At 65.2% G+C, this 12,464-nt stretch carries 12 protein-coding genes and 1 pseudogene; 8 read left to right on the top strand and 5 right to left on the bottom strand.

Annotation, left to right across the window (positions count from 1 at the left end):
- Positions 1-44: 44 nt before the first annotated feature.
- Together M1B34_RS12160 and M1B34_RS12155 are read right to left on the bottom strand one after the other, a co-directional pair.
- A pseudogene (locus M1B34_RS12160) lies at positions 45-862 on the bottom strand (sulfite exporter TauE/SafE family protein).
- Between the two features lie 108 nt (positions 863-970).
- On the bottom strand, positions 971-1,855 hold the full coding sequence (locus tag M1B34_RS12155) for an MBL fold metallo-hydrolase (protein WP_123332044.1): 885 nt from the start codon (positions 1,853-1,855) through the stop codon (positions 971-973).
- Between the two features lie 256 nt (positions 1,856-2,111).
- Between M1B34_RS12155 and M1B34_RS12150 the strand changes: the two genes are divergently transcribed.
- The 3 genes from M1B34_RS12150 to M1B34_RS12140 all read left to right on the top strand — a co-directional run bounded on the left by M1B34_RS12150 (position 2,112) and on the right by M1B34_RS12140 (position 4,276).
- Complete coding sequence (locus tag M1B34_RS12150) at positions 2,112-3,608, top strand: helix-turn-helix transcriptional regulator (RefSeq protein ID WP_268265263.1); 1,497 nt, start codon at positions 2,112-2,114, stop codon at positions 3,606-3,608.
- Positions 3,609-3,737: 129 nt separating this feature from the next.
- Complete coding sequence (locus tag M1B34_RS12145) at positions 3,738-3,989, top strand: CsbD family protein (protein ID WP_123332048.1); 252 nt, start codon at positions 3,738-3,740, stop codon at positions 3,987-3,989.
- 11 nt (positions 3,990-4,000) lie between these two features.
- Complete coding sequence (locus tag M1B34_RS12140; RefSeq protein WP_123332050.1) at positions 4,001-4,276, top strand: DUF1652 domain-containing protein; 276 nt, start codon at positions 4,001-4,003, stop codon at positions 4,274-4,276.
- A 40-nt stretch (positions 4,277-4,316) separates the two neighbouring features.
- Here M1B34_RS12140 and M1B34_RS12135 read toward each other — a convergent pair whose 3' ends face one another.
- Complete coding sequence (locus tag M1B34_RS12135; RefSeq protein WP_123332052.1) at positions 4,317-5,711, bottom strand: sensor histidine kinase; 1,395 nt, start codon at positions 5,709-5,711, stop codon at positions 4,317-4,319.
- A complete protein-coding gene (locus M1B34_RS12130; protein WP_123332054.1) occupies positions 5,689-6,372 on the bottom strand; it encodes a response regulator transcription factor in 684 nt (227 codons plus the stop codon). Before M1B34_RS12130 ends, M1B34_RS12135 begins: the two co-directional genes overlap by 23 nt.
- Before the next feature lie 362 nt (positions 6,373-6,734).
- Here M1B34_RS12130 and M1B34_RS12125 point away from each other — a divergent pair, with 362 nt between their 5' ends.
- The 5 genes from M1B34_RS12125 to M1B34_RS12105 all read left to right on the top strand — a co-directional run bounded on the left by M1B34_RS12125 (position 6,735) and on the right by M1B34_RS12105 (position 11,464).
- Positions 6,735-7,664 carry a hypothetical protein gene (locus tag M1B34_RS12125; protein WP_268265262.1) on the top strand — a complete coding sequence of 310 codons (930 nt, stop codon included), beginning with the start codon at positions 6,735-6,737 and terminating at the stop codon, positions 7,662-7,664.
- Positions 7,665-8,052: 388 nt separating this feature from the next.
- On the top strand, positions 8,053-8,370 hold the full coding sequence (gene hcnA, locus M1B34_RS12120) for a cyanide-forming glycine dehydrogenase subunit HcnA (RefSeq protein WP_078471483.1): 318 nt from the start codon (positions 8,053-8,055) through the stop codon (positions 8,368-8,370).
- Positions 8,367-9,776 (top strand): cyanide-forming glycine dehydrogenase subunit HcnB, encoded by a 1,410-nt coding sequence (gene hcnB / locus M1B34_RS12115; RefSeq protein WP_268265261.1) that lies wholly within the window; start codon positions 8,367-8,369, stop codon positions 9,774-9,776. The genes hcnA and hcnB overlap by 4 nt, the downstream gene beginning before the upstream one ends.
- A complete protein-coding gene (gene hcnC, locus M1B34_RS12110; RefSeq protein ID WP_268265260.1) occupies positions 9,769-11,031 on the top strand; it encodes a cyanide-forming glycine dehydrogenase subunit HcnC in 1,263 nt (420 codons plus the stop codon). Before hcnB ends, hcnC begins: the two co-directional genes overlap by 8 nt.
- Before the next feature lie 100 nt (positions 11,032-11,131).
- The gene (locus M1B34_RS12105) at positions 11,132-11,464 is read left to right on the top strand and encodes a DUF2388 domain-containing protein (RefSeq protein WP_268261078.1); all 333 of its coding nucleotides are present in this window, start codon (positions 11,132-11,134) and stop codon (positions 11,462-11,464) included.
- Positions 11,465-11,474: 10 nt separating this feature from the next.
- Here M1B34_RS12105 and M1B34_RS12100 read toward each other — a convergent pair whose 3' ends face one another.
- Positions 11,475-12,395, bottom strand: a complete 921-nt coding sequence (locus M1B34_RS12100; protein ID WP_123332064.1) for a MurR/RpiR family transcriptional regulator — start codon at positions 12,393-12,395, stop codon at positions 11,475-11,477.
- Positions 12,396-12,464 lie beyond the last annotated feature (69 nt).

The raw sequence follows: 12,464 nt of genomic DNA, 5'->3' as shown, positions 1-12,464 counted from the left end.
GCTTGCCGGCGATAGCGTCGGCAGAATCGCTGGCAAGCCAGCGCCTACAGGCCCAGGGCCTTGCAGGCCAGGAGCACGGCGGCGAGGAGGCCGGTGATGGCGAACAGTTGTTGCAGGCGTGGGCCGGCGAGGTGGCTGGCGACTTGCCGGCCTAGCAACAGCCCTAGCACAGCGCCCAGGGCAAAGGGCGCGCCCACGGCCCAATGCATCACGCCGCTGATGCTGGCCGTAACCACGCTGCCCAGGGACACCAGGGCGATGACCGCCAGGGAGGTGGCGACGATGCTGCGGCTGTCCAGGTTGGTGTAGCGGCCCAGCGCCGGAATGATCACGAAGCCGCCGCCCACCCCCAGCAGCCCGGAGAGCAGCCCCGAGAGCATGCCGGTGAAGGTCAGCGCACGGGCGCAGGGCAGGGTCCAGCGCAGGCGGCCCTGGCTCGGGTTGAGCACACAGGGCAGGAACGCCGGGCGTGGCGCGGGCCGGCCGTGTTTCAGTTCATGGCGCGCTTGAGGAAGATCCGCCCGCAGGCATACAGCAGCACCACGGCGAACAGCAGCGCCAGGGGCGGGTTGGGCAGGCGGTGGGCCAGCCACAGGCCGACCGGGGTCATGAGCATGCCGATTCCGGCGACAAAGCCTGCCGCCCGATAACGCACGATGCCCTGGCGCAGGCCCAGCACGGCGCCAAGGCCGGCAGCCAGGCCCACGGCCAACAGGCCGACGGGCGCCGCCTCGACCATGCTCAGGCCGAGGCCGAAGACCAGCAGCGGCACCGCAAGGATGCCGCCGCCGGCTCCGGTCAGGGCCAGGATGGCGCCAACCAGCAGGCCCAGGCCGCCGCCAATGAGGGTGTGTTCGTTCATGCCGGGGGAGAGTCCTTGATCAACAGGTTGCCCAGCCGTTGGCCGTTGCCAGCCGGCGGTCGGGCGATGGGTGAGTGTGCAGCGTCAGCCCGGGGCAGCGTGGCGGGGTCAAAGGGCATTCAGGGGGATCTTCAAGTAGCGCACGCCGTTGTCTTCCGGCTCGGGGAACTGGCCGCTGCGCATATTGACCTGCACCGACGGCAGGATCAGCACTGGCATCTCCAGGGTCGCGTCGCGGGCTTCGCGCATGGCGACGAACGCGTTTTCGTCGATGCCGTCCTGGAGGTGGATGTTGTGGGCGCGCTGCTCGGCCACGGTGCTCATGTACTGTAATTCGCGGCCATTGGGCAGGTAGTCGTGGCACATGAACAGCCGGGTCTGGGCGGGCAGGGCGAGGATCTTGCCGATGGAGCGGTACAGGGTCCGGGCGTCGGCGCCGGGGAAGTCGCAGCGGGCGGTGCCATAGTCCGGCATGAACAGGGTATCGCCGACAAAGGCCACCTGTTCTTCGCCTGTTTGCACCAGGTAAGTCATGCACGCCGGGGTGTGGCCCGGGGTGTGCAGGGCACGGGCCTGGAGCTGGCCGATGGTGAAGCTCGCACCGTCCTCCAGCAGCACGTCGAACTGGCTGCCGTCCCGGGCAAAGTCCTGGCCTTCGTTGAACAGCTCGCCAAACACCTGCTGCACCCGGGTGATGTGCTTGCCGATGGCCACCCGGGCACCCAGTTGCTGCTTGAGGTACGCGGCGGCTGACAGGTGATCGGCGTGCACGTGGGTCTCGAGAATCCATTCCACCTCGGCACCCAGCTCACGCACCCTGGCCAGCAGGCGGTCGGCGGACTCGGTGCGCGTACGCCCGGATTTCGGGTCGTAGTCCAGCACGCTGTCGATCAAGGCGCAGTGGCACGTCACCGGGTCCATGACCAGGTAACTGATGGTCCAGGTGTGGGGGTCGAAAAAGGCTTCTACACGCAAGGTGTCGCTGACGATCATGGGCTTCTCCAGGCATTGCGGGGTGCCGGCCTGAGGCGGCGATCGGGGATTGACGTGTCACTCACCGCGCCAGGCTCGCAGGCTACCCGATTCGCCAACAGGGCGCGACCGCCTCCACGCGCGGTCCTGGCCTGGGGCTGTGGGTGCCTCTGGCCGTCAACCGGTTGCACTCTGGCGTTGCGTTGCGGTCGTACCTGCATCGCCCGTCCTCAGCGCCCCGCGCCGAGGTGCCCATCCGCCTGCAGCAGGAGAGCCTATGAGCCAGGCCGTACTCGCCAAAGAAACCAACCGTCGCCAATTGCAGCAGATCATCAGCGGCCTGTCCGATGGGGTGATGCTGATCGAGGTCGACCAGACCATCCTCTGGGCCAACGACGCGGCCCTGGCCATGCATGGGGTGAAGACGGTCGGCGAACTGGGGGCCAACGCCCACGAGTACGCCCAGCGCTATGCGCTGCGTTATCGCAATAACCACTCCCTGCCCGAGCAGAATTACCCCATCAGCCGGGTGGCAGCGGGGGAGACGTTCAGCGATGTGGTGGTGGAGGTGCAGGCCGAGATCGAGGGTGAGGAGCGGCTGTGGGTGCACCGGGTGCGCAGCATGATCCTCACCGACCGCAGTGGCGAGCCGGAGTCCCTGGTGCTGATCCTCAGCGACGCCACCGACTGGGCCAGCGCCGAGCAGCGCTTCGAGAAAACCTTCAATGCCAACCCAGCGCCGGCGGTGATCTGCCGCCTCAGCGACCTGCGCTACATCAAGGTCAACCAGGGCTTTCTGGAGATGACCGGCTACACCCGCGATCAAGTCATCGGCCGCTCCGTGTATGAACTGGACGTGCTGGAGCAGGCCGAGCGCAAGGACCTGGCCATCGAGCGCCTGAATCAAGGCTCGACCATTCCGCAGATGCAGGCCGAACTGCGCCTGCCCGAGGGCGGCAGCAAGCTGGTGATCGTCGCCGGCCAGCCCCTGGACATCAACGAGGAGGACTGCATGTTGTTCTCGTTCATGGACCTGGAGCCCCGGCGCAAAGCCGAGATCGCGCTGCGGCAAAGCGAGGAGCGTTTCGCCAAATCGTTTCGCCTGAGCCCGGTGCCGACCCTGGTGTGCAGTGCCGACAGCCAGCAGATCGTCGACGTCAACGAAGCCTTCCTCAACACCACCGGCTACACCACCGAAGAGTTGTTGGGCAAACCGGTGGATGACATCGGCTTTATCGCCGACCGTGCCCAGGCGGCGCGCCTGTTCGGCACGCTGGAACGGGCCGGCACGATTCAAGGTGTGGACCTCAAGGTGCGCAAGAAAGACACCCAGGTGCTCGATTGTGTGGCTTCGGCCGACACCGTGAGCATTCAGGACAGCCCCAGCTACTTGCTGGTGCTGATGGACATCAGCGAGCGCAAGCGCACCGAGCTGGAGCTGGTGGCGGCCATCGAAGAGGTGATGAAGGATGCGTCCTGGTTCAGCCAGACCCTGATCGAAAAGCTCGCCAACGTGAAAAGCGTGAAAGCCCAGGAAGGCCCCAGCGCCTCCTTTACCGACCTGACGGCCCGGGAGCGCGACGTGCTGGGGCTGATCTGCGAAGGCCTGGCCGACAAGGAAATCGCCGCCCGCCTGCAACTGGCGCCCAACACCGTGCGCAACTACGTGGCCACGGTGTATTCCAAGCTCAATGTGCACAGCCGCAGCGCCGCCATTGTCTGGGCCCGTGAGCGCGGCTTGTTCGCCGGGGAGCGACGCGCCAGGGAACTTTAATCCCGTGCAAATGCACTGGTCCTGACAGTGCAAATGGGGCTTCTGCGTGCCCCGGGCTTTTCTTAGGCTGTGACTCTGGATCGGCGTCCCCGGACGCTTCCACCCTTCAATAGCCAAAGGAACGCCACGATGGGTCGCGAACAGATCAAAGGCACGCTGGATAAACTGGCCGGCCAGGCGCAAGGCGCTGCCGGTGAGTGGCTGGATGACGAGCAACTGCGCCTGCAGGGAGCCGCACGCCAAGCCGCCGGCCAGTTGCAGCAACGTTACGGGCAACTGCTGGATAACGCGGCGGCCAGCGTCCGCCGCCAGCCGCTGACCACGGTGGCCGTACTGGCCGGGGCAGGGCTGTTGCTCGGCCTGCTGTTGCGTCGTCGCTGATGGGGGGCGCCATGGGCATTCTTGCGCCGTTGCGCACCCGCCTGGAGCAGAGCTTCGCGCCGCTGGCCTGTGATTGCAGCCTGGTGGGCGACGGCTCCCTGACGGTGCGGTTGTACGACCGGGAAAGCGGCCGGGTGGACCTGGTGGTCAGCGGCCTCAACCCGCAGAAACTGCGCAGCGAGGACCAGTGGGCCGCGCTGATCGAGGAGCTGCGCTACGAGCTGCAAAGCAACACCCTGGGGCGCAGCACCCACAAGGCCACTCAAGACGATAGGGCGAACTCCTGAGCCGGGCTGCGGCGCGATGCTCGGCTGCAGTGCCCGGCTGTCAGTGCTCGGTCATCAAGTTGGGGCGGCAATCCAGGGACAGACGTGCGCCGCCCGATTCGCTGCTGCCCACGTCGAGTTTGAAGCCGTGCAGGTTGACGATCGCCGCGACGATCGACAGGCCCAGGCCAAAGCCGCTGTGGGCATTGCTGTCATCCACCCGATAGAACCGCTGGAACACCGCCACGCGCTCTGACGCGGGAATCCCCGGGCCGTTGTCCAGCACCTCCAGGCGTGTGCTGCCGCCATCGTCGGTGCCGCGCACAATCACTTCGCCGCCCGGCGGGGTGAACTTGATCGAGTTGCTCAACAGATTGGCCAGGGCCTCGAACAGCAAGGCGCGGTCGCCGGTGAGGCGTGGCAAGTGCTCGGGCACGTCGAGGCGCAGGGTCAATTGTCCCTCTTCGGCCAGGGGCAGGTAGAAGTCGTGCAGTTCATGCAGCAAGGGCACCGGGTCGAGCAGCACAAAGCCCGAGCGCCGCTGTTGGTCCTCCAGTTCGGAAATCCGCAACAACCCGCGAAAACGCGCCATCAACATGTCCGCCTCGGCCAGCACCTGGTCCATCTGCAGCGCCTCCGGGGAACCCTCGGCGGCCTGTTGCTGGATCCGGTACAACTGCGCCCGCAGGCGGGTCAGCGGGGTGCGCAGGTCGTGGGCAATGTTGTCGCACACGCCTTTGACTTCATGCATCAGGCGCTCGATGCGTTCGAGCATGGCGTTGACGATGGCCGCCAGCATGTCCAGCTCATCACGGCGGTTGGACAGCGGCAGGCGGTGGGTCAGGTCGCCAGTGACGATGGCCTCGGCGCTGGCCTGCAACTGGCGAATCCGCCGCAACGGCCGGCGCCGGAGCAGGTGCCAGCCGGCGATCCCGGGAATGATGGTCAGGGACACGCCCCACAGCAGCGCATGCAGAATGATCCGGGTCACGGCGAACAACGAGCCGTTGTCGCGCACCAGCAACAGCCAGCGACCGTCCTGGGTGTGGGTGGCGATGGCGTCGCAACTGTCTTGGGGCAGGTCCGGGTCGTCGGAGTCGATGCAGTTCTTCAGCTCATGGATTTGCCCATCGAGGATCAGGCCCTCGGGGATTTCGCGGATCGGCCCGCTGAGGTGCCGGCGTTGTTCGTCGAACAGCCCGTAGGCGTCGATGCCGCGCATGTCGAAGGTCATGCTGGTGGCCAGGGCCTCCACCAGTTGTTCGCCCTGGAAGCGTGAGAACAGGTGCTGGCGTTGCATCAGCGAGTGCTTGGCCAGGGTGTCCAGGTAGCCGGAAACTTCGTAATACATGACCCCCATGAGCAGGCCGCTCCAGGCCACGAACAGCGAACTGTAGAGCGCCAGCAGGCGGCTGCTGGAAGAGCGCCAGCCCTTAGAGGGGTTCAGCAATGACATAGCCCGAGCCTCGCACGGTACGGATCAGCGGGGTCATGCCGGGCGGGTCGATCTTCTTGCGCAAGCGGCCGATGTGCACGTCGATCAGGTTGGTGCCGGGGTCGAAGTGGTAGCCCCAGACTTCCTCGAAAATCATCATCCGCGAGAGGATCTGCCCAGTGTTGCGCATCAGGAATTCCAGCAGCTTGTACTCGGTGGGCAACAGGCTCAGCAGTTGTTCGGCACGGGTCGCTTCGCGGCTGATGAGGTTCAGTTCCAGGTCGGCCACCCGCAGGCAGGTTTCAAATTCCTTGACCGTGCTCTTGCGCCGCAGCAGCACCTCGACCCGGGCCGCCATCTCGTCGGACGCAAAGGGCTTGGTCAGGTAGTCGTCACCGCCGGCGCGCAGGCCGCGCACCCGCTCATCGACATCGGAGAGGGCGCTGATCATCAGGATCGGCGTGGCCACCCCAATGGTGCGCAGGGTGGTGACGATGGCCAGGCCGTCCAGCTCGGGGAGCATGCGGTCCAGGGTGATCAGGTCGTAGTCGCCGCTGACGGCGCGCACCAGGCCTTCGCGACCGTTGTCCACCCAGTCCACGTCGAGGCCGTGGCTGCTCAGTTCGGCGACTATTTCCCGGGCGGTCACGGCGTCGTCTTCGATGGTCAGAATGCGGGTCATAGGATGTACCTGGTTGGGAATTCATGACTCAGGCGGGCATTTTGCCAAGAAACGCTGTGGCGGTTCCTAAAAAAACTTTCATGTTGCCGAAGAGGGGGCAGCCGGTTGCCAGCGCCGCAGGCTGAGCGGGCGTTAGCAAGCGGCATGAGCTGTCTCTGAACCACCGATTGAAACAACCAGCGTCACCGTGCAGAACGCCCGCCGTTGCGGGCGATGGACGGCAAAATGCACGGTGATCGATCGGTTTGTTTTTGTAACATGTTGAATTTAAAAGAGTTGTTTTATTGGCTCGGCTGGCACGGTGGCTGCAAATCTACCTTCGAGACTTGTAACACCATTTTTCTGCCTGGAGCCGAACAACAATGAATAGATCCTCTGATACCTATCTGCCTGCCGTGGATGAGTCGAGCAGCCGCTCGGGCGTGTCCTGGGGCGCGATATTCGCCGGTGCGGCGGCCGCTGCGGCCGTGTCGCTGATTTTGATCCTGCTGGGCTTCGGCCTGGGCTTTTCGGCCGTGTCGCCCTGGGCCAACGAGGGCATCAGTGCCAAGGGCCTGGGAATCTCGACGATCGTCTGGCTAGCGTTGACGCAGATTCTGGCGTCGGGCCTGGGCGGCTACATCGCCGGTCGGCTGCGGGTGAAGTGGGCCAACATGCACGGTGACGAGGTCTATTTCCGCGACACCGCCCACGGCTTCCTGGCCTGGGCCGTCGCGACCCTGGTCACCGCTACCCTGGTGGTCGGCTCGGTTGGCAGCCTGATCAGTGGCGGTGTGCAGGCCGGTGCCAGCGTGGCGTCCGGTGCCGCCAGTGCTGTGACCCAAGTGGCTGGCAGCGCGGCTGCCAACACCAATGGCGATCAGTACGGCTACTTCGTCGACAGCCTGTTTCGCGATGACCGCCCAGTGGCCGTCAGTGATGACGCCGCCCGCGGCACCGTGACGCGGATTTTCGTCCGCACCCTGGGCAACGACGGGCAACTGGCGCCTGAAGACCGCAGCTACCTGGCGCAACTGGTAGCACAACGTACCAACCTGACCCAGGCCGATGCCGAACGCCGGGTCGACGAGGTGTTTGCCAAGACCCGCGCCGCCGTCGAGGAAGCCAAACTGGCCGCCAAGCAAGCGGCTGACACGGCTACTAAAGTCGCCGCCTGGACCTCGCTGTGGACCTTTATCTCTCTGCTGTGCGGCGCGTTCTTCGCCAGCCTGGCAGCCACCTTTGGCGGCCGCCGCCGGGATGCCGTGGTGTATCTCGAAACCGACGCCTACGTGACCACCCCCATTCGTTGATTAGAAAGGAGAACTGCCATGCGCTCACTACTCTTGTGGTTCCTCGGTGTGCCGATCCCGGTGATTATCCTGATCGCCATCTTCATGCACTGATGTACCGATGAACTGATGCACTGACCCACCTGACGCCAAGGCCGCGGCTACGCAAGTAGTCGCGGCCTTGGCGTTTCCGAGCATGGTGATGCATCAGATTCGCAACACCGCGCCGTGGCGCAGATCAATACTTTTGCCCGTGAAACCTTCTAGATTGGCCACGCTTCAGCCCTGACTGTTCAGCGGCGACGCGTTGTCGTCCTGGCCGTAAGCCGGCCTGGGACGAGCATCGGCAAGACATGGCACGGCATGAAGCTGGCAAACCCCCCTTTAATTTTCACGGATGAACACACTCATGGGTCCAACAGACCGCACCTTCGACATTCAGCCGCTGCCCCAGGCAGACATGACCATCAGCCTCAATGGCCAGCCGGTCAGCGCGGCCATTGGCGAAACCGTACTCAGCGTGATCCAGTCGCTGGGCTTGCGCCAGGTGGCGCGCAATGACCACGGGCAACTGGCCGGTGCCTATTGCGGCATGGGCGTGTGCCATTGCTGCCTGGTGCAGATCGATGGCCGGCACAAGCGCCGCGCCTGCCAGACCCTGGTCAGGCCGGGGATGCAGGTGCAGACCGCCGTCAACCGCATCGACCAGCCGGAGCACGCCCTATGAACCTCTACCCGGTGATTGTCGGCGGTGGCCCGGCGGGGATGGCCGCCGCCATCGAGTTGGCGGAGCATGGCGTGCGCAGCCTGCTTATCGACGAGGCCTCGCGCCTGGGCGGGGTGGTCTATCGCGGCCCGCTGCGGGATGGGGTGCAACTGGACTACCTGGGCCCGCGTTACTGCGAAGTACTGGCCCGGCTGCACGGCGATTTTGCCCGGCACGCATCGATGATCGAAGTCCGCCTCAACAGTCGGGTGATCGGCGCCGAAGCCACCCATTCGTTGATGGTGCTCGACGCCGACGAACAACTGCATGAAGTGGCCTATCCGCAACTGTTGCTGGCTGCCGGTTGCCATGAGCGCAGCGTGCCGTTCCCCGGCTGGACCCTGCCCGGGGTGATGTTGCTGGGCGGTTTGCAGTTGCAGATCAAAAGCGGCGTGGTCAAGCCCCAGGGGCCGGTGGTGATCGCCGGCACCGGGCCGTTGCTGCCGCTGGTGGCTTGCCAACTGCACGCCGCCGGTGTGGCGGTGGCGGGGGTCTACGAGGCCAGCGCCTTCGGCAAGATTGCCAAGCAGAGCCTGGCCCTGCTGAACAAACCGCAGCTATTCCTCGACGGCCTGAGCATGCTCGCCTACCTCAAACTGCACCGCATCAGCCTGCGCTACGGCTGGGGCGTGGTCGAGGCACAGGGCGAAGGCGGAGTGGCCTGTGTGCGGGTGGCGCCGTATTCGGCCGATTGGCAGCCGGACCTGGCCCGGGCCGAGGACGTGGCCGCCCAGACCCTGGCGGTGGGCTACGGCTTTATCCCAAGGACCCAGCTCAGCCAGCAGATGGGCCTGGAACACGGCTTCAGCGATGACGGCTACCTGCGGGCCACGGCCGATATCTGGCAGCAGAGCAGCGAGTCGCACATCCACCTGGCCGGTGACATGGGCGGGATCCGCGGGGGCGAGGCCGCCATGCTCGCCGGGCGGATTGCGGCGTTGTCGATCCTGGTCCAGCGCGATGTGCTGAGCAGCGAAAGCGCCTTGCAGCGGCGTCAGGTGCTGCTCAACAAGCTGGGAGCGATTGTGCGCTTTCGCGCCGCCGTGGACCGCTACACCGAGCGGGGCAGTGGCCAGACCAGCCTGCCGGCGGCCGATACCGTGATCTGCCGGTGCGAGCACGCCACCCGGGGCGATATCGACCTGGCGTTGTCCCAGGGCGTGCAGGACATGGCCAGCCTGAAAATGCGCACCCGGGTCAGCATGGGCGATTGCCAGGGGCGCATGTGCGTCGGCTATTGCAGCGACCGCCTGCGCCAGGCCACCGGGCGCCAGGATGTCGGCTGGCTGCGGCCGCGCTTCCCCCTGGACCCGATTCCGTTCTCGGCGTTTTCCCCACTTGGCAAGGATGCTTCGACCCATGAGTAAGTTCTACGACGTGATTATTGCTGGCGGCGGTGTGATCGGCGCCTCTTGTGCGTACCAGCTGTCCAAGCGCAAACACCTCAAGGTCGCGCTGATTGACGCCAAGCGCCCGGGCAACGCGACCCGCGCCTCGGCCGGCGGCCTGTGGGCCATCGGCGAGTCGGTGGGCCTGGGCTGCGGGGTGATTTTCTTTCGCATGATGTCGGCCAACCGTAAGCGTGAGGCCGCAGGCTCGGCGGTGGTGGTCGATGCCACCACACCGCATATCCTGCCGCAGTCGTTCTTCGACCTCGCCCTGCAATCCAATGCGCTGTACCCGCAGCTGCACCGCGAGCTCAAGGGCTTGCACGGGATGGATTTCAAGTTCGAGGAAACCGGTCTCAAGTTTGTGATCTACGACGATGAGGACCGGCTTTATGCCGAGCACATCGTCGGCTGCATCCCGCACCTGGCTGACCAGGTGCGCTGGCTGGACCAGGCGGCGCTGCGGGCCGCCGAGCCCAATGTCAGCCAGGAGGCCCAGGGCGCCCTGGAGTTTCTCTGCGATCACCAGGTCAACCCGTTCCGCCTGGCCGATGCCTACACCGAGGGCGCGCGGCAGAACGGTGTCGACCTGTACTTCAACACCAACGTCAACGAGGTGCTGCATCAAGGCACCCGGGTCAGGGGCGTGCGCACCGACGCGGCCGGGCTGTTCAGTTGCGACACCCTGATCAACGCCACCGGGGCCTGGGCTGCGGAGCTGAGCCGGATGGCCACGGGCGTGAGCATTCCGGTGAACCCGGTCAAGGGCCAGATCCTCCTCACCGAGCGCATGCCCAAGCTGCTCAACGGCTGCCTGACCACCAGCGATTGCTACATGGCGCAAAAGGACAACGGCGAGATCCTGATCGGCAGCACCACCGAAGACAAAGGTTTCGACGTCAGCACCACCTACCCGGAAATCAACGGCCTGGTGCAGGGGGCGGTGCGCTGCATTCCGCAGTTGGCCCAGGTCAACCTGAAACGCTGCTGGGCCGGCTTGCGCCCGGGCTCGCCGGATGAGCTGCCGATCCTCGGGCCGATGACCGGGGTCCAGGGTTACCTCAATGCCTGCGGGCACTTTCGCACCGGCATCCTGACGTCGGCCATCACCGGGGTGCTGCTGGACAAACTGGTGAACGACGAGCCGCTGCCGCTGGATATCACGCCGTTCCTGGCCGAGCGCTTCGGCCTGGTGTCTCATCTGCCGGAGCGGCCCGAGGCTGTCCCAGCCTAAGCCTGTCGCGGCGTTTGCGCGCCGCGAGTTTCAGCGTCTTGCACGCCGTGGGGGCGGGCTATGCTGCTGAGCATCGCCACTTGGCACAAAGAGGTGCCACATGGCGCTGAAACTCGCGGTAATCCTCATTGGGGGCCTGGCCGGCAACGCGCTGGCCGAGGTGCCCCACGACCCGCCGAACAGCCTGGAGAAGGCGTTTTCCATGACCGGGGTCGCGCCCAGCATCACCACGATTTTTACCACCGACTTGAGCAGCGAGGAAAAAATGCTCAAGTGGAGCCAGGCCCGGGAAGAGGCCTGCCTGTTCATCGCTTCGGACGGAGCGATTCGCGGGGTGTTTTTCGAGCAGGCCCTGGCCCGGGCCCGCAGTCTTTATCCAGCGGCGGCACTGAGTGACAGGCACTGGGCGTTGCAGTTCGCCAGCGCGCGCTGAAGCAGGCGCCTCAGTCGTCGAATCCCACCTGTTCGTGAATCTCGTCCACCTTCAATTCCAGGCGGTACGCCACGGCGATAAACAGCGCTTGGCACAGGCACAGGGTGGCGCTCAGGGAACGGAAGGCGAAGGAGCTGCCTTCATTGACCAGCAGCACACTGTTGGCGCGCTTGGCCAGGGGCGACAGGTTGCTGTCGGTGATGATCAGGGTCTTGGCCTGGTTGTGCTGGGCAATGCGCAGGCAGTGCTGGGTCTCTTTGCCATAGGGCGTGAAGCTGATGGCGATCACCAAGTCGTTGGGGCGGATGCTGCGCATCTGCTCGCGGTAGCTGCCGCCCAGGCCCGACACCAGGTGGATGCGCTTGTTGGTGTGCTGCAGGTTGTACACCAGGTAGTCGGCCACGGCGAAGGAACGGCGCACCCCGACCACGTAGATGTTGTCGGCATTGACCACCAGGTCCACGGCCTTGTCGAAGGCCACGTCATCCAGTTCCAGGCCCAGGCGCTCGATGCCCGACAGGGTGGCGTTCACGCACTCGCGGGCCAGGTCGCCGCCGCTGGCTTTCTGCGACTTGTTGGCGATCATGCTGCGGATGCGCTGCTGGTAGTTCTGTACCGGCGTGGTCTTGTGGGTGTAGGCCTCGCGAAACAGCGCCTGCATTTCACTGAAACCACTGAAACCGAAGCGCTGGGAAAAACGCACGATGGCCGAGGGGTGCACTTCACATTCCCGGGCGATGTCGCTGATCCGGTCAACCATGATCCGGTCGCTCTGCTGGCTCATGTAGCTGGCGATGCGCTTGAGCTGGCGGGGCAGGCTTTCATATTCATGGGTGATCAGTTGCAGCAGACGCTCGGCAGTGATCGGGGGGCTGTCGAGGTCGCTCTCTGGCGTGCTCTCGGTCATGGCCGGCTGATCGGTGCGGGACATAGAAAATCCTTCTGGCTTGTGCTTATGGGAACGGCCTGTGGACCCGTCCCCTGACAATAGGTGGGCAGC

It is taken from the genome of Pseudomonas morbosilactucae (genome assembly GCF_023241715.1).
GTDB classification, from domain to species: Bacteria; Pseudomonadota; Gammaproteobacteria; order Pseudomonadales; family Pseudomonadaceae; genus Aquipseudomonas; species Aquipseudomonas morbosilactucae.
Note: the sequence above shows the minus strand (reverse complement) of the source record. Positions and strands in the feature narration are given on the sequence as shown.